Origin of the sequence: Sulfuricella sp. (assembly GCF_035531155.1) — a bacterium.
GTDB lineage: Bacteria > Pseudomonadota > Gammaproteobacteria > Burkholderiales > Sulfuricellaceae > Sulfuricella.
Genome location: NZ_DATKTK010000038.1, coordinates 1 through 15,346 on the forward strand (window position 1 = coordinate 1; position 15,346 = coordinate 15,346).

A 15,346-nucleotide genomic window follows, 5' to 3' on the forward strand; every position below is an offset into this window, starting at 1 on the left:
ATAAGCCGGGTTCTGTCGTGGACAGTCATTCCTCTAGGCGCACGGTTACCCGTGAACTCAAGCAACCTACCCGCAGGCTCGACGAGCCGCCTCAACGCCTGCCTATTTGGTCTTGCTCCGGATGGGGTTTACCCTGCCACTCCCGTTGCCGGGCGCGCGGTGAGCTCTTACCTCGCCATTTCAACCTTACCTGATCCGTTACCTTCAATCGGATACGGTCTGCTTGCGCATCCCGATCTTCTTGAAGAGACTTTGCCACCCTTGCGGGTGGCGAAGTCCGGCCATCGGCGGTATATTTTCTGTGGCACTTTCCATGGCCTCACGGCCTCCGGTCGTTAACCGGCATCCTGCTCTATGGAGCCCGGACTTTCCTCTCCGCGCTTGCGCGCGCAGCGACTGTCTAGCCAGCTTCAATATCATTATACCACGTTACCCTTGATAATTCCCGAGCTGTTTGGTAGGGTATTATCCAGCCTATAATTGGAATTGCCATGGACAACAACTTGCAAGCCTTGAGCACCGCAGTCCAGCACAACTGCGACATCGCAGACGCCCTGCACGCGCGCAACTTCACCCTGTGTACCTACCTGCTGAAGATGCGCGAGCTGTATCGCTGGGAAAAGGGTTACCCGTTCCAGGCATCGCTGCCCAAGGACGAACTCGGCGAATGGATGGCCCGCCGCGAACAACGCTGGGAAGGGCTGGAAGACCAGTCTTATGCGCCCATCCCCATCGGCAATGCCGAATTAGACCCGTTCGACACCGATGCCATCAACCGTGTCTTGCTGCCCACCGGGCTGGTTTACAGCGGCGGTGTGGGCGGACGCTCGACACCGCATTTTTTCCTGGCCGACCTGCTCAGCGCCGAACAGCGCGATGGCTTCCCGGTACTGGTCGCCAACAATGAACATGCCCGCGACCTTGCCGCCCCACCCGCCATGATGCTGGGCGGCACGGTGTTTGTCCGGCGCGAATCGCTGCGCCGCATGCTGTGGGAAAAAATCGAGGAATGGCACTGGAAAAAGAAAGGCAGCGCCATGGCCCGCTCGCTAGGCCATTATGACTTCGAGCAGGATTTTACCGCCGCCCTGGAACAGATGACCGACACGGAAACCGAATCGGTGATTTTGCATGAAATCGGCGAATGCCACGCCGGAGCGCAACTGGGCCCGGACTGGAACGACATGCTGGCCGCCGTATCCGGCTCCCGTGCCGAGGTCGTGGCGCGCGCAGTGCGCGACCACGTGGCGGACTGCAGCGTCGCCTTGCCGCGCCTGCTGGAGCGCCACAACACCGCTAGCCTGCACTTCTACTTCGCCAACTTCACCGCCATGCGCCGCTCCACCTTCCCCGAGCTGAATGAAGCCTACCGGCGCTGGGCAGACGACGGCCAGCTTGCGGCACTGGGAAAAGAGGTGGAAACAGGGAAGGATCGCTGGACCGCAACAGCCCGGAAGATGCTGGATAGCTACCGGCAGGCGCCGGACAGCTGCGCGAATCAGATTATTGAGCTGGCGCCGATTTCGTGCGGGGCATAGCAGCGGGGCTGCCCTAATCTAATAGAGAAAGACGCTGCCCTCTCATCAATCCGCCAACCTCCACCCTATCCTCTCCCCCGCCCGGAGCGGCACCAACACATCGCCGCCAAATTTCACTTCTGCCGGCACATCCCAACTTTCTTTCACCAGCGTAACGCTGTCCGTATTGCGCGGCAGGCCGTAAAAATCCGCGCCGTAAAAGCTGGCGAAGCCTTCCAGCCTGTCGAGCGCGCCCGCCTGATCGAACACCTCGGCATAAAGCTCGATGCCCGCATGGGCGGTATACATGCCGGCGCAGCCGCAGGCGGCTTCCTTGGCATCCTTGGCATGGGGCGCACTATCGGTGCCGAGGAAGAACTTCGGATCGCCGCTGGTCGCCGCCGCGACCAGCGCGCGGCGATGCTCCTCGCGCTTCAGCACCGGCAAGCAATAGTGATGAGGCCGGATGCCGCCAGCGAACATGGCATTGCGGTTCATCAGCAGGTGATGGGCGGTGAGCGTGGCGGCAACGCGCTTCGATGCCACCTTGACGAACGCCACGCCGTCACGGGTGGTGACATGCTCCAGCACCACGCGCAGGCCGGGAAAGCGCTGCACCAGCGGTGCCAGCACGCGATCGATGAACACCTTTTCACGGTCGAACACGTCCACCTCGGGATCGGTGACCTCGCCATGCACCAGCAGCGGCAAATCCTGCTTTTCCATTTCCGCCAGTACCGTGCTGCACTTGCCGAATAGATCGGTTACGCCCGAATCCGAATTGGTGGTAGCCCCGGCCGGATACAGCTTGACCCCGTGCACCAGTCCGCTCGCCTTGGCTAGTGCGATTTCGGCAGGCGCCGTGTTGTCGGTCAGGTAGAGCGTCATCAGCGGCTCGAAGCGCGCATTCTGCGGCAAGGCCGCGAGGATGCGCCCGCGATAGGCCAGCGCCAGCTCGGTGGTGGTCGTCGGCGGCCTGAGGTTGGGCATCACAATGGCGCGGCCGAAACGGCGCGCCGTGTCCGGCAGCACCGCCCGCATGTGTTCGCCGTCGCGCAGGTGCAAATGCCAGTCGTCGGGACGGATAAGAGTTAGTTTTTCCATTTGAATATATCTCTAGAAAAAGCGATTGAACCGCCGTTTTCAAGATTATACGACGCTTCAGGAAACTCGACCTTTCCGGTTTCAGTTATAATTTTTCCTATGCATAGAACCATCGCACTGATTTTTCTTGTTCTCGCGGGGAGCTTTCAAGCGCACGCCGCTCCAGACGGCGCCAGGCTCTACGCCCGCAACTGTGCAGCATGCCACGGCGAAAATGGCGGAGGAGGACTCGGCATTCCGCTCTCGCTGCCCTCGTTTCAGGCCACCGTCAGCAACGATTATCTGCACAAGACCATCCGCCTTGGCCGCCCCGGCAGGGTCATGCCCACATCGGCGTTGCCCGACACCGACATCGACGCTATCGTCCGCCACATCCGCAGCTGGAACAAAGTACCGGCGCCGCAGTTCTCCGCCACGCCCGTCAAGGGAATTGCCGAGCATGGCCGTGCGCTCTACGCCATACAGTGTGCAGCCTGCCACGGTGCCGGCGGTGAAGGCGGCAAGGGCACCGGCGTGACCTTCTCGCGCCCGCGCGACCTCCCGATCATGGCACCGGCCCTGAACAACCCTGGCTTTCTCGCCGCCGCCAGCGACAGCATGATCAAGAAAACCCTGATGAACGGGCGCGAAGGCACCCCGATGACTTCCTTCCTGAAAAAAGGGCTCAGAGAAAGGGATATCGACGACATCGTCAGTTTCATCCGCAGCTTCGAAAAAGCGCCCAGACCCAGGCACGCCGGCGTGCTCGAAACCGAACAAGCCGTGCTGACCATGGATTCCCCCTATGACCTCAAGACCACGATCGAGAACGTAAAACGGGCGGCCAGCTCGAACAATTTCCTCTTCATCCGCGAGCAGCCGCTCAGCCACGGGCTGGCGCCGGCAGGCCAGGAAGACCCGCGCCAGCACATCATCTATTTCTGCAACTTCAGCATGCTGAACGCAGCGCTGGCGACCGACCCGAGAGTCGGCCTGTTCCTGCCCTGCCGCATCACCGTGGTGGAGCAAAACGGCAAAGTCAAAATGATGACCATCAACCCCAAGCGCTTGAGCAAAATCTTCAACAACGCGGAGCTGAATACCCTTTGCGACGAAATGACCAAGCGCTACCTGGCGATCATGGAAGAAGCGTCCATATGAAAAGGATAATACGATTCCTGATCGCCGCCCTAGTAGTCCGCTCCACCAAAACGGGGACAAATGAAACGGATGGATTTTTTCGCCAGGCTAGGCGCAGACTCGCCGCCGTATGGGGTATACGGCAAGGGGATGCAACGACGCATGGTGGAAAAAGACGCCGTTTCATGTCTTCGATTTGGTGGAGCGGACTACTAGTGCTTGGCCTGGTTTCTACCGCCTGCGCCGACCAACTGCTGATGATCCGTTCCGGCCTGTCCTTCCCCGAAGCGATGCTGGCGCTGCAAAACGCCATCACGACGCGGGGCTACAAGGTCACGCATGTGCAGAACGTGGACATCGGCCTGACGAAAATCGGCTACCAGACCGACAACTACAAGGTAGTGTTCTACGGCAAAGCGGAAGAGATCGCGCAGCTCACCGCCAAACATCCCGAGCTGATCCCCTACCTGCCGCTCAATGTGGCGATCTTCGCCGAACGGGATAACACCATCCTGGTCACCGACCGCCCCGGCGTGCTTGCCGATTTCTTCCCGGATCCCGAGCTAAAAAGCGTATTCACGCGCTGGGAAAAAGACCTGACGGAAATCGTCAACGAGGTGCAGGAAGCGAGGTAAGGAGTGGGCTTGACTGTTCTAAGAGTTCAGTCTTGACTGACAGGCTGCGTCCGAACATCAACTTCTGGAAACGACCCAATATGTGCCGAACCGGAATTGTCGTAAAACCAGTAAACGGGAGAAGGCGCCTTCATTGTGCAGACTTCGGATTGCAGCTCTCGCGCGCTGACGATTTTGCGGCACAGGGTAGCGGTAGTGTCCTACATCATGCATTCGGAAGTGTCGGCTCAGTCAGGGCGTGGTCAGGTGAATGAGTCTTGTGATCGTGCAGCCGCCCGAGGGTGCTCTCGATCGATCGGGCCAATTTATCAGCGGCACCATGGACAGCTTGATGCAAGGTCTCGGCATGGTGAGTGGCAGCGATGGGCTGGCGGCCCTCGAGGCGGGCTTCGATAACGCAGTGTTTGTCATCCTTGATGCTCTTGTGCCCAGTCGCGTCGCTCAGGTGAATCGCCACTCGCGTGATGTGATCGCTGAATCGGCTCAGGGCGCTCTTCACTGTGCCACTGACATGATTGGCCAGTGCCTCTCGACCCTCGATATTGTGGTCAGTATTAACTTGAATTTGCATGACGTCTTCCTTACGTGATAATGAAATTGCTCAATGCCAGAAGCTGACAACTAGTCCTCTGAGGCCCGGCTGCTGATATCTTCGATCGCATGACGGGCAACCCCGATGTCGGGACTTGTCCGGATGGAGGTTCAACAAGACACCCGATAAAATTACCGCATAAGCTGTCGGCCATCTGTACGTTAGCCCACATACATCATCGATTCGTCAGGAAAAACCGGCCTAAATGATCGAGCCGGTGAGGCTAAGTTGAAAAATTTTGCGGTGTTGACCGATGATTTATTGCGATGAATATTTTGAAAGAAAGCCCAATATCGAACCTCCTATGTAAAGCTGACCCAAGCGATGTTAATAATTTGGATGGAGCACAGGGAATGTGCCGCTATTGGCGCATCACGTTCAAATGTGGCGTTAGGCTGCCCATCCGACTGCTTCTGGCACATTGACAACCATCAGTGCCACCATTCTTCTCAGGGAAACTCAAACCGCTCACGTAATGGGTGGCAATCAATTCTCCCTGCCTTTAAACCGGTAATGCTGGCGGCTAGGCACGTATCGGTTCCAGGCTTCAATCCAGTCTGTCGCCATTGCGTGCTGCAGCTCAGAAAGGAATACCTCTTTCGCACAAACCATCTTGTAAAGAACCATTACGAATTTGCTCAAGTTTTGTGCAACACAGCCTCCGCAAATGGTTTTTTAGCCCTCCCGGTGGGAAGCAAAACCGTTTTTCAACATCCTGTTAAATAGAATTTAATTCGTGCCCGGCCCCTTTCGTCTGACCAATAACACCATATCGAAAAAACTAAGAATTGCCTTCGAATTGAAAGAGGAGGATTTACATGGCATTCTGGAGCTTTCGGGTTTTCAGGTATCCAAGCCTTGAACTGAGTGTGTTCTTCCGGAAGAAAGGGTATAAGAACTATCTGGCATGCGGAAGCCAGCTTCTAAGGAATTTTCTGAAAGCCTCGCTCTTCGCCATAGGGGTTGAATTTGTTTGTGGAAATCAGGACATATCGATAAATTCTAAAACATGAAACCGCTTAAATACATCATTATTGTTTTTGCCCTTAGTTGGACAACCGCTGCCCTGGCAGGTGAACCGCTTGGTTTTGGCTTATCGAAAAAATATTGTCTGGGAGATGTTTGTCTTGGCGAAGCAGACGCAGACCATCCTGAGTTGAAAATAGGCGAGGCATTAAGGAAAGCGGCCCGATACAAGAAAATTCCCATTTGCAACAGCTCGGATGCCTCGGTGTATTTGCGGGATGTAAAATTCAGGAATGGCACGCAAGGGATCATCTACCTGCTTGCCGACCCCGGCAATCTGAATGCCCGGCCCGAAAAATATTTTCGCATCAGCAGCATCACCGTGAAATTCGACCCGTTTCTTTCGGCGGAAGGCGTCAAGGAGCTTCAGCAAAAGATTGCCGATCGTTACGGCATGGAACGGTCAAGTTCGTATGGCTTTGGGGTCAAGGACGGAAAGCGGTCAATTAGTTTTACAGTTTCCCCCTGGGAATCAAGGATTGCCGTTAATGGCGTAGATAACCCGGAGTATCAGGCCCAGCCCGGATGCTCGCCAAAACCGCCTAACCTGTAAACTCAGGCGGCTCAGACAGGCCATTCGAAACCAGTCATGCTGAAAAAATAAACGAAAATGGGGCTGTACGTCCCCTTTTTAGCAGGTTGTTTAAAAACCACCGACCTGGGACGACACGGCGGGGATTTGCAGGAGGTCGAATGACCGTTCCTGGCAAAATCAGCCTCCCCCCTCACCTTTTTTCAACTGCAACGCCAGTTCATACAGCGCATTCTTCTTCTCGCCGCTGATCTCGGCGGCCAGCTTCACCGCCTGTTTCAGCGGCATTTCTGCCAGCAGCAGTTGCAGGATGCGCTGCGCTTCCTCACCTACCCCCTCTTCCTTTGCCACTTCCGCCCCCGACACCAGCAGGACGAATTCGCCCTTCTGCTGGTTGGGGTCAGCCTCCAGCCAGCTAAGCGCCTCTTCCAGCGTGCAGGTATGGATGGTTTCGAAAATCTTGGTCAGCTCGCGCGCGATGGTGACCGTGCGTGCGTCGCCCAGCACTTCCCGCAGGTCGGCCATGCTGGCGAGAATGCGGTGGGGCGATTCGTAAAACACCAGGGTGTGGGGCATCGCCTTCAGCGCGGCGAGCTCGCGTTTGCGCTCCGATGCGGTATGCGGCAGAAAGCCGTAGAACAGGAAATGCGGCGCGGTGATCCCCGCCGCCGAAAAGGCGGCGATTGCTGCATTCGCGCCGGGGATGGGCACGACGCGCAGGCCGGCCTCGCGCACCTTGGCAACCAGGTAGGCGCCGGGATCGCTCACCGCCGGGGTGCCGGCATCGGACACCAGCGCTACCGACTTGCCGGACTGGAGCATTTCGATCAGCCGCGTGGCGGCCTGGTATTCGTTGTGCTCATGCACTGCGATCAGTTTGGCGCCGATGGCGAAGTGGTTGAGCAGGCGGGTGGTGTTGCGGGTGTCCTCGGCGGCGATGGCGTCGACGCTGCGCAGGATTTCCAGCGCGCGCAGGGTGATGTCCTGCAGATTTCCAATTGGTGTGGCAACTACATATAATATGCTTTTGCCTGTCTGGTTATTTTCCTGATGCAACGTCTTGCCGCCTTTCTGATTATCCTGTTTGCCGCATTCAATAGCGGCTGCGCCACCTCGACAACACCCGCCCCCGTTAGAGAAGGCCGGCCCATCGCCAAGCCCGCGCCAAGCGCTCCGACGCCGGCAGCATCCACTCCGGAAGCCGAGACACCGGTCGCAAAAACCTTCCCGCTGGCTGTGGCGCTTCCGCCGGAGGCCTTTACAACGCCACCGAAAGACGGCCAGAAACCCCATATCGCGCTCCTGCTGCCGCTCAAGTCGGCCTCGTTCGGGCAACCGGCCGAGGCGGTCAGGCAGGGTGCCATTGCCGCTTCCGGCATTCAGGCCCCGGCAGTGCTGCCGCTGCAAGTCTATCCTACCGGTGACCAGGTTGAGGATATTGTGTCCACATACCAGCAGGCATTGCAAGCCGGCGCCAAAATCGTGATCGGGCCGTTGACCCGCAATGCCGTCACTGCACTGGCGAAAAGCGGTCTGGTTACGGTGCCGACCCTGGCCCTGAATTATCCGGAAGGGGACGCGGTTCTTCCTGAAAACCTCTACCTGTTCGGCCTGACCGCGGAGGGCGAAGCGCGCCAGGCCGCACGCCGTGCCTTTAACGACGGCCGGCGCACGGCCCTGACCGTTACCGCCAATACGCCGCTGGCAAAACGGGTACAGCAGGCCTTTGCCGACGCATGGCGCGGGCTGGGCGGGAAGCTGGTGGCGCAGGCCAACTTTTCTCCCGAGCGGACCCAATTCCCTGCAGTGCACGATACGGTCATCAAGCATCGGGCGGACATCATCTTTCTCGCCGCCGACGCCAATCTGGCTCGCATGATCCGCCCCTACCTGGATGCCAACACCCCGACCTACGCCACCTCAATGGTCTTCGGCGGCAACCAGGAAATCGGCCGGAATATCGACCTGAACGGCGTGCTGTTTGCCGAAATGCCCTGGTTGCTGGTGCCCGACCATCCCGCTGTAATGGTGTACCCGCGCGCCGAAAACTTCAGCATCGAGCAGGAGCGGCTTTACGCACTGGGCATCGACGCCTTTCGTATCGCCACTGTAATGGCGCAGAACCCGCGACTGGGGGAAGGCAACGTGCTGGACGGCGTGACTGGCCAGATCAGCCTTGCCGACCACCAGTTCCAGCGCGAAATGGCGGCCGCGCAATTCAGGCAGGGGACAGCGGTAGCGACTGAGTTCGCCGACCCGGGCAATCTTGGCGAACCCAGGTAATACCGGCGCCGCAGCAGAGCAACTGGCCGCGACCTTCCTGCAGCGGCAGGGGTTGAAGCTGGTCGAAACCAACTACCGCTGCCGCTTCGGCGAAATCGACCTGATCTGCAATGAACAGAACACGCTGGTGTTCGTTGAAGTCCGGCTGCGCGGCAACGACGCATTCGGCGGGGCTGCGGCCAGCATCACTGCCAGCAAGCAACACAAGCTGGTGCTCGCCGCCCGGCATTATTTGCAGCGGCTGCGCACCTCCCCCGCGTGCCGCTTCGATGTGGTATTGTTGCGTGGCCTGCGGGATAATGACATCGAGTGGATCAGGAATGCCTTTGGCGAGTAATTCTGAACTTGAAAAGTTAGCCCCGAATTGCCAAAAGTAGGCGCCTCTAGGCGACACAGATTTACTCGGATATTGAATCATGAAAACACTTCAAATCACCCTACCAGTGAAACCACTCCCACGCAGAATCCGTGTTCATCCGTGTTCATCCGTGGCTAACCGCCTTTTCTAAAGTCAAACAATATGGACCTCATCAGCCGAATCAGCCACCACTTTACCGAAAGCGCCCACCTCAAGCTGCAGGCGGTGGACGTTCTCGCAGCCCCGATTGCCGATGCGGCGGAGCGCGTTGTGCAGTGCCTGCTGGCCGACGGCAAAATTCTTGCCTGCGGCAATGGCGGCTCGGCGGCGGATGCCCAGCATTTCTCCGCGGAAATGCTCAACCGCTTCGAGATGGAACGCCCGGGACTCGCCGCGATCGCGCTGACCACCGATGCCTCGACCCTCACCTCGATCGCCAACGACTACGATTTCGACCAGATTTTTTCCAAGCAGATACGCGCCCTGGGGCACTCCGGCGACCTGTTGCTCGCCATTTCCACCAGCGGCAATTCCCGCAACGTGATCCAGGCAGTAAACGCTGCCCATGACCGCGGCATGAACGTGATCGCGCTGACCGGCAGGGGCGGCGGCCAGATGGTAGAAATCCTGATGCCGGGCGACATCCACCTGTGCGCGCCGGGCGACCGCACCGCGCACACGCAGGAAATCCATATTACAGCCATCCACTGCCTGTGCGATGCTATTGATTGTCTTTTACTGGGAGTTGAATAAATGCGTTATGTCTATCTGATTGCTCTGGCCTTTTCCGTCATCAACCTGCAAGGGTGCTTCCCGGTCGTTGCAACCGGCGCGGGAACGGGTGTTCTTATGGCAGAGGATCGCCGCACTTCCGGCACTTTTATCGAGGATCAGGGGATCGAGCTGAAAGCTTCCAATCGTCTCGACGAAAAATTCAAGGATACGATTCATGTCAACATCACCAGCTACAACCGTACCGTCCTGATGACCGGTGAGGTTCCGACCGATGCTGTCAGGCAGGAAGCAGAAAATATCGTCCGCGGCGTTCCCAATGTGAGCAACGTCCTCAACGAACTCGTCATTGCCCGCGTCAGCTCCTATACCTCCCGCAGCAACGACTCCTACCTGACCTCCATGGTCAAGGTACGCTTTGTGGACAGAGGGAAATTCCAGGCCAATCATGTCAAGGTGGTGACGGAAAACAAAGTGGTCTATCTGCTCGGCATGGTGACTCGCAAGGAAGCGGAAAATGCCGTGGAAATCGCCAGCACCACCAGCGGCGTGCAGAAGGTGGTCAAGCTGTTCGAATACATCGACTGATGATCTCTTTCGCTGCACCGCCATTCGAGAACAAGATTTGCACACCCTGCAGTTTGGCTGAGCGCATTGCCGCCCTGCCGCGGCCGCTGGTGTTTACCAACGGCTGCTTTGACATTCTCCATCGCGGCCATGTCACGTATTTGGCACAGGCGCGTGCACTGGGCGCCAGCCTGATCGTCGGGGTCAACACTGATGCTTCGGTGAAGCGCTTGGGTAAAGGCGACGAGCGCCCGATCAACAATCAGGATGACCGCATGACGGTGCTGGCAGCGCTGGAAAGCGTCAGCCTGGTCACCTGGTTCGATGAGGATACGCCGCTCAAACTGATTCTTGCCTGCAAGCCGGACGTGCTGGTGAAAGGAGGCGACTGGGCCGTATCTGACATCGTCGGTGCTCGGGAAGTGCAAGGCTGGGGCGGGACAGTTCATTCGATTCCGTTCCTGCATGAGCGCTCCACCACCGCGACCCTGGCAAAGATCCGCAGTCTTTGATGCTCCCCGCCGATTTCATCAGCCGGCTTCTAGCCATTGTCGGCCAGGGCAATCTTTTCACCGATCCGGTGGACTGCTATGCCTACGCCTACGACAACAGCCGCAAGATTTTCCCGCCCGAAGCGGTTGCATTTGCACTCAACACCGAGCAGGTGCGGGACATCATCCTGCTTTGCAACCAATGCGGTGTGCCGGTCACGCCGCGCGGCAGGGGCACCGGCACTGCCGGCGGCAGCATTCCCGAAAGCGGCGGCCTGGTATTGTCGCTGGAGCGCATGCGCAACATCATCCGCGTCGATCCTGCCAACCGGGTGATCGTCGCCGAGCCCGGCGTACTCAACCAGGAAATCCAGGAAGCAGCTAAACAGCACGGCTTTTTCTGGCCGCCCGACCCTTCCAGCAGCGCTTATTGCAGCATCGGCGGCAACCTCGCCACCTGCGCCGCCGGCCCTCATGCCGTTAAATACGGCGTCACCCGCGACCATGTGCTGGGCCTGAAGGCGGTAACCGGCAGCGGCGAAATCATCAAAACCGGCTGCTACACCACCAAGGGCGTGGTCGGCTACGATCTAACGCGCCTGATCATCGGTTCGGAAGGTACGCTTGCCGTGATTACCGAGGCCACCCTCAAACTCACCCCGCTCCCGCAATCGGTGGGCGGCATTACCGCGCACTATGCCGATATCACCCACTGCGCCGAGGCGGTCGCCGCGATCATGGCGCAGCCGCACATCCCCAGTGCACTGGAATTTCTCGACAGCGCGGCGCTCGACATGATTCGCGGCCGCCATCCTGGCCTGCTGCCGGAAAACTCGCGCGCCATGCTGATGATCGAGGTGGATGGAGGAACCGCAGAAATTGCCGACAGCGCAGAAGCCATCCGCCGTGCCTGCAGCAACGACGGCCTGATTACGGCGGAAGCCACCGCCGATCCCGCCGGGCTGTGGGCGGTGCGCAAGGCCCTCTCGCCCCTGCTGCGCGACATTGCCCCGAAGAAGATCAACGAGGATATCGTCGTACCGGTATCCCAGCTGCCAGAACTGTTGCAGGGGCTGGGAGAGTTGAGCCGGAAATACCGCGTGGCCAACGTGAATTTCGGCCATGCCGGTAACGGCAACATCCACGTCAACCTGCTGATCAACCCGGACGATCCCGATGAAATGCGGCGGGGAGAAGCCTGTCTGGACGAAGTTTTTGACTTGGTGTTGAAGCTCGGCGGCACGCTTTCAGGGGAGCACGGCGTGGGCCGCGAAAAGCGCGCCTATGTGGGGCGCGAAATTGATGCGCCAACCATGGCACTGATGAAACAGATCAAGCAGGTATTCGACCCCAACGGGCTACTCAATCCCGGCAAGCTGTTTCCTTAGCTCTTTTGGAGCTTTTCGGAAGTCTTGGCTGCCACTTTACGCTCTATTTTGGCAACCACCTTCTTGCCCAGCAACACCGCCAAACCCAGCAGCGCTTTCTTGATCATTGTCCCACCCTGACCGGTTTTCGGCACTCCACGGCCTTCAACTCGCTGCCAGGAAAATCCAGTTTCAATTTTGTCAGCTGCGCGGTCATGGACTCGCCGCTATCCTTGATCTGAAATACGGCAGCGTCGATTTCCTGGGTGCGTGGACCGGAAACGGCCGATTTCACACCCTTCTCGCGCAGCCGGTCGAGATATTTGGCAGCCGCCTCGGCGGTGGAAAAAATACCCAGGGAAATCGCATACTGCATCTCCGAAGGCTCACGGACAACGTAGCTTTCCTGCACCCCCAGCCGTTTCAGTTCATCCACCTTTTTTTGCGCTTCCTGCATCGTATTGCGTGGCGTGACGTAAACCCAGTAGCCCCCGGATTTTTCCGCTTTGCGCTGGATGAGCTTCTCGCCCAGCTGCAGCTTCTCCAGCGCCTGAGCCACGCGCTTTAGCGTGTCGCCATAAAATTGGCCCCATTCGAGACAAATCTCGGACTTGGCTTCGCCGGGGGCGCTATCTCCTGACTTTACCAGTGGCTCCGACATGGGCAGCGCCAGCTCCGGCGCTTTCTGGGGCTCAGCCAATAGCTTGATTTTTTCCGCCTTGACCGGCTCGTGGCCCCGCATGGGCTCCCTGCCTTGACTGCTGCCGAGCTGCATCACGGTAAAAAACAAGATGTTGATAACCAGCAGTATTGCGAATATCCACTTCATCCTAGAAACCTTAGTTGGACGGGGTGGAGTGTGCGGTTTTTGCGAGTTTTCGCCTGACGGCGAAATACCTGCTTACCCCAATTGGGGTGCAGGGCAAGGCACAACGAAGCGGAATGGTCGTTCCATTCCAAGGAGTTGTAACGCCGCCATGCGCCGCAAAAACCGTGCAATCCACCCCGTAGCGGACTCACCAACCGGGTGAAACGGTAAATCATGAACAAGCTTATTAGAATCACAGCGTCAAATGTCCAGTCGAGCGGTCAACTGAGGTTTCTAGGATCATGCTAATGCGATGCTGAGCAGCCCATCCAGCACCAGATTATCCACCATCCTCGTCTTACCGGACAGTAGCGGCAGAAGCACTTGAGCATCGCCACCACTCAGAAGGCAGGTCGGCGCCCGCTTGATCTCACCGGCAAGCAAGGCATTCATGTGCCAGACCGCCCCCACCATGGCGGACAATGCGCCGCTGTAAACCGCATCGGGAGTATTTCTGGGAATATCACTGTAATGACCACCCGCCTCCCCGATGGCAGCAGTGTTTTCTGCCAACGCCCGCAGCATCGTTGCCAGTCCGGGGACGATCAACCCGCCTAAAAATACGCCATCGGCAGTCAGTCCATCGACTGTCATCGCGGTGCCGGCATTGACGACCACACAGCCTTCCGGCGCGATGGTACGCGCGGCGATCAATGCCGCCCAGCGGTCGCTGCCCAGTTGCGAGGGGATTTCATAACCATTGCTTACGCCGCACTGGCTTTCGACCGCAACAACCCATTGCATCCTGGCCGGCCAGCCATTGCAGACTTCCTCTATCTGCATGGCCACCTGAGGCCCGGCAACATTCGATGCAACGATTCGTTCAGGCGCGGCCAGATCTTTCCATGCATCACCCAGGCCAGCCACGTCAGCAGTGGCAACCCAACCCTTGGCCTGCCACGAATTCCCGTCATGCAACCCCCATTTAATCCGGGTATTGCCGGCATCCACCGCTAGTATCATGCTACTGCCCTCAAACTGATTTCACCGCAGGTAAAGCGTTGCTTCCCCGCTACCGTACGCACCAGCAGTGCGCCATCGTCGGCCACATCCAGCAAATGTCCTTCGTGCTGACTACCGTCGGGCAGCACTAATAGAACCTGTTTTTCATGGTAAGCGTGGTGCTTCAACCATTCTTCGCGCAAGCTTGAAAATCCGCCCTCATCGAACTCATTCAGGACATCGGCCAGGTGCAGCAGGATCTTAGCCAGCAAGGAATTGCGCTCTGGCACTTCCCCACCGATAGAGTGGATATCCACCACCGCCTGATCGATCCGGTTCAGCACCTTGCCGGACAGCTTGAGGTTGATGCCGATGCCGATTACCGCGGCGCTCGGCCCCAGCATATCGCCCTGCAGTTCGATGAGTATGCCTGCCAGCTTGCGATGCCGGTGCAGCACGTCGTTCGGCCATTTCAAGCCTGCGCCGGAAACGCCGGCCTGATCCAGCGCGCGCATCAGCGCCACACCGACCGCCAGGCTGAGACCGGAAAGGAATCCCGCCCCCTGGTTAAAACGCCACAGCAGGGAAAACGTCAGGCTGCCGCCCAGATTGGCGTGCCATTCCCGACCGCGCCGGCCGCGCCCAGCGGTCTGCATCTCCGTGACCACGCAGCTGCCGTGCGGCGCACCCTGCACCGCCTTCTCCAGCAGCCTGCTGTTGGTAGAGGCCAGACTGTCGGCAATTTCCAAATCGAAGAAGCCGGCTTTATCTCCCAGCCCGGCGCGAATTTTATCCTTGTCGATCCAGCGCAAAGGCTCGCGCAGACGATAGCCGCGGCCCGGCACACGAAACAGGTCGACGCCAGCCTCGTCGAGGTTGCGCATCGCCTGCCAGACGGAGGCACGGGATACGTTCAACTGCTGTGCCATTCCCTCGCCGGAATGGAATTCTCCGTCGGATAGCAGGCGCAGAACGGCAAAGGTCAAGGGTTTCACAGCGGCAGATTCTGGTTGGGATGGTCGAATGGTAGCACATACGCCGAGGGGGAATAACAGCGCCCCGCAGCTTGCGGAATTTTGCTCTATAAAAACAAAACCCCCTGCAGCGATTGCTGAGGGGGTCTGTCTGATAAGGAGCCTGGCGGTGACCTACTTTCACATGGGTAATCCACACTATCATCGGCGCACGTTCGTTTCACTTCTGAGTTCGGGAT

Annotated in this window: 17 protein-coding genes, 1 rRNA gene and 1 other RNA gene; 11 read left to right on the forward strand and 8 right to left on the reverse strand. The window is 58.4% G+C overall.

Features of this window, described 5'->3' with window-relative positions:
* Positions 1 to 412, reverse strand: an RNA gene (rnpB, locus tag VMV64_RS07375) — RNase P RNA component class A; the annotation flags it as partial.
* Between the two features lie 79 nt (positions 413 to 491).
* Here rnpB and VMV64_RS07380 point away from each other — a divergent pair.
* Complete coding sequence (locus VMV64_RS07380) at positions 492 to 1,538, forward strand: Sfum_1244 family protein (RefSeq protein ID WP_325329307.1); 1,047 nt, start codon at positions 492 to 494, stop codon at positions 1,536 to 1,538.
* Between the two features lie 45 nt (positions 1,539 to 1,583).
* Here VMV64_RS07380 and pyrC read toward each other — a convergent pair whose 3' ends face one another.
* Complete coding sequence (gene pyrC / locus VMV64_RS07385; RefSeq protein WP_325329308.1) at positions 1,584 to 2,621, reverse strand: dihydroorotase; 1,038 nt, start codon at positions 2,619 to 2,621, stop codon at positions 1,584 to 1,586.
* 99 nt (positions 2,622 to 2,720) lie between these two features.
* Between pyrC and VMV64_RS07390 the strand changes: the two genes are divergently transcribed.
* Together VMV64_RS07390 and VMV64_RS07395 are read left to right on the forward strand one after the other, a co-directional pair.
* A complete protein-coding gene (locus VMV64_RS07390) occupies positions 2,721 to 3,761 on the forward strand; it encodes a c-type cytochrome (protein ID WP_325329309.1) in 1,041 nt (346 codons plus the stop codon).
* A gap of 164 nt (positions 3,762 to 3,925) precedes the next feature.
* A complete protein-coding gene (locus VMV64_RS07395; RefSeq protein WP_325329310.1) occupies positions 3,926 to 4,375 on the forward strand; it encodes a DUF302 domain-containing protein in 450 nt (149 codons plus the stop codon).
* Between the two features lie 205 nt (positions 4,376 to 4,580).
* Here VMV64_RS07395 and VMV64_RS17375 read toward each other — a convergent pair whose 3' ends face one another.
* The gene (locus VMV64_RS17375) at positions 4,581 to 4,946 is read right to left on the reverse strand and encodes an HPF/RaiA family ribosome-associated protein (protein ID WP_414718857.1); all 366 of its coding nucleotides are present in this window, start codon (positions 4,944 to 4,946) and stop codon (positions 4,581 to 4,583) included.
* Positions 4,947 to 5,703: 757 nt separating this feature from the next.
* Between VMV64_RS17375 and VMV64_RS17380 the strand changes: the two genes are divergently transcribed.
* Together VMV64_RS17380 and VMV64_RS07405 are read left to right on the forward strand one after the other, a co-directional pair.
* Complete coding sequence (locus tag VMV64_RS17380; RefSeq protein WP_414718858.1) at positions 5,704 to 5,829, forward strand: DUF1456 family protein; 126 nt, start codon at positions 5,704 to 5,706, stop codon at positions 5,827 to 5,829.
* A gap of 147 nt (positions 5,830 to 5,976) precedes the next feature.
* Positions 5,977 to 6,546 (forward strand): hypothetical protein, encoded by a 570-nt coding sequence (locus VMV64_RS07405; protein WP_325329312.1) that lies wholly within the window; start codon positions 5,977 to 5,979, stop codon positions 6,544 to 6,546.
* 159 nt (positions 6,547 to 6,705) lie between these two features.
* Here the strand turns inward: VMV64_RS07405 and rsmI are convergent, their stop codons facing one another.
* The gene (rsmI, locus tag VMV64_RS07410) at positions 6,706 to 7,581 is read right to left on the reverse strand and encodes a 16S rRNA (cytidine(1402)-2'-O)-methyltransferase (RefSeq protein WP_325329313.1); all 876 of its coding nucleotides are present in this window, start codon (positions 7,579 to 7,581) and stop codon (positions 6,706 to 6,708) included.
* On the opposite strand from rsmI, the gene VMV64_RS07415 reads away from it, so the two are divergent.
* The 6 genes from VMV64_RS07415 (at position 7,576) to VMV64_RS07440 (ending at position 12,344) form a co-directional block, all read left to right on the forward strand.
* The gene (locus VMV64_RS07415) at positions 7,576 to 8,808 is read left to right on the forward strand and encodes a penicillin-binding protein activator (RefSeq protein WP_325329314.1); all 1,233 of its coding nucleotides are present in this window, start codon (positions 7,576 to 7,578) and stop codon (positions 8,806 to 8,808) included. The two genes, rsmI and VMV64_RS07415, sit on opposite strands and share 6 nt — an antisense overlap.
* The gene (locus VMV64_RS07420; protein WP_325329315.1) at positions 8,792 to 9,145 is read left to right on the forward strand and encodes a YraN family protein; all 354 of its coding nucleotides are present in this window, start codon (positions 8,792 to 8,794) and stop codon (positions 9,143 to 9,145) included. The genes VMV64_RS07415 and VMV64_RS07420 overlap by 17 nt, the downstream gene beginning before the upstream one ends.
* Before the next feature lie 183 nt (positions 9,146 to 9,328).
* A complete protein-coding gene (locus tag VMV64_RS07425) occupies positions 9,329 to 9,919 on the forward strand; it encodes a phosphoheptose isomerase (protein ID WP_325329316.1) in 591 nt (196 codons plus the stop codon).
* On the forward strand, positions 9,920 to 10,486 hold the full coding sequence (locus VMV64_RS07430) for a BON domain-containing protein (RefSeq protein ID WP_325329317.1): 567 nt from the start codon (positions 9,920 to 9,922) through the stop codon (positions 10,484 to 10,486).
* Positions 10,486 to 10,977, forward strand: a complete 492-nt coding sequence (gene rfaE2, locus VMV64_RS07435; RefSeq protein ID WP_325329318.1) for a D-glycero-beta-D-manno-heptose 1-phosphate adenylyltransferase — start codon at positions 10,486 to 10,488, stop codon at positions 10,975 to 10,977. The genes VMV64_RS07430 and rfaE2 overlap by 1 nt, the downstream gene beginning before the upstream one ends.
* A complete protein-coding gene (locus tag VMV64_RS07440) occupies positions 10,977 to 12,344 on the forward strand; it encodes an FAD-binding oxidoreductase (protein ID WP_325329319.1) in 1,368 nt (455 codons plus the stop codon). The genes rfaE2 and VMV64_RS07440 overlap by 1 nt, the downstream gene beginning before the upstream one ends.
* Positions 12,345 to 12,447: 103 nt before the next feature.
* Here VMV64_RS07440 and VMV64_RS07445 read toward each other — a convergent pair whose 3' ends face one another.
* From VMV64_RS07445 to rrf, 4 genes are all read right to left on the reverse strand, one after another.
* Positions 12,448 to 13,152, reverse strand: a complete 705-nt coding sequence (locus VMV64_RS07445) for an SPOR domain-containing protein (protein WP_325329320.1) — start codon at positions 13,150 to 13,152, stop codon at positions 12,448 to 12,450.
* Positions 13,153 to 13,431: 279 nt separating this feature from the next.
* Entirely contained in the window at positions 13,432 to 14,154 is a 723-nt protein-coding gene (locus VMV64_RS07450; RefSeq protein WP_325329321.1) for a type III pantothenate kinase, read from the reverse strand.
* Positions 14,151 to 15,128, reverse strand: coding sequence for a biotin--[acetyl-CoA-carboxylase] ligase (locus tag VMV64_RS07455; protein WP_325329322.1), 978 nt, complete (start codon positions 15,126 to 15,128; stop codon positions 14,151 to 14,153). The genes VMV64_RS07450 and VMV64_RS07455 overlap by 4 nt, the downstream gene beginning before the upstream one ends.
* Positions 15,129 to 15,268: 140 nt before the next feature.
* Positions 15,269 to 15,346 (reverse strand): 5S ribosomal RNA (gene rrf, locus VMV64_RS17480); the annotation flags it as partial.

What these genes read in the sequence shown, in the direction of transcription:
- VMV64_RS07380 (WP_325329307.1), top strand. Translation starts at nt 492, where the DNA reads ATGGACAACAACTTGCAAGCCTTGAGCACCGCAGTCCAGCACAACTGC.
- pyrC (WP_325329308.1), bottom strand. Translation starts at nt 2,621, where the DNA reads ATGGAAAAACTAACTCTTATCCGTCCCGACGACTGGCATTTGCACCTG.
- VMV64_RS07390 (WP_325329309.1), top strand. Translation starts at nt 2,721, where the DNA reads ATGCATAGAACCATCGCACTGATTTTTCTTGTTCTCGCGGGGAGCTTT.
- VMV64_RS07395 (WP_325329310.1), top strand. Translation starts at nt 3,926, where the DNA reads ATGTCTTCGATTTGGTGGAGCGGACTACTAGTGCTTGGCCTGGTTTCT.
- VMV64_RS17375 (WP_414718857.1), bottom strand. Translation starts at nt 4,946, where the DNA reads ATGCAAATTCAAGTTAATACTGACCACAATATCGAGGGTCGAGAGGCA.
- VMV64_RS07405 (WP_325329312.1), top strand. Translation starts at nt 5,977, where the DNA reads ATGAAACCGCTTAAATACATCATTATTGTTTTTGCCCTTAGTTGGACA.
- VMV64_RS07415 (WP_325329314.1), top strand. Translation starts at nt 7,576, where the DNA reads ATGCAACGTCTTGCCGCCTTTCTGATTATCCTGTTTGCCGCATTCAAT.
- VMV64_RS07425 (WP_325329316.1), top strand. Translation starts at nt 9,329, where the DNA reads ATGGACCTCATCAGCCGAATCAGCCACCACTTTACCGAAAGCGCCCAC.
- VMV64_RS07430 (WP_325329317.1), top strand. Translation starts at nt 9,920, where the DNA reads ATGCGTTATGTCTATCTGATTGCTCTGGCCTTTTCCGTCATCAACCTG.
- rfaE2 (WP_325329318.1), top strand. Translation starts at nt 10,486, where the DNA reads ATGATCTCTTTCGCTGCACCGCCATTCGAGAACAAGATTTGCACACCC.
- VMV64_RS07440 (WP_325329319.1), top strand. Translation starts at nt 10,977, where the DNA reads ATGCTCCCCGCCGATTTCATCAGCCGGCTTCTAGCCATTGTCGGCCAG.
- VMV64_RS07445 (WP_325329320.1), bottom strand. Translation starts at nt 13,152, where the DNA reads ATGAAGTGGATATTCGCAATACTGCTGGTTATCAACATCTTGTTTTTT.
- VMV64_RS07450 (WP_325329321.1), bottom strand. Translation starts at nt 14,154, where the DNA reads ATGATACTAGCGGTGGATGCCGGCAATACCCGGATTAAATGGGGGTTG.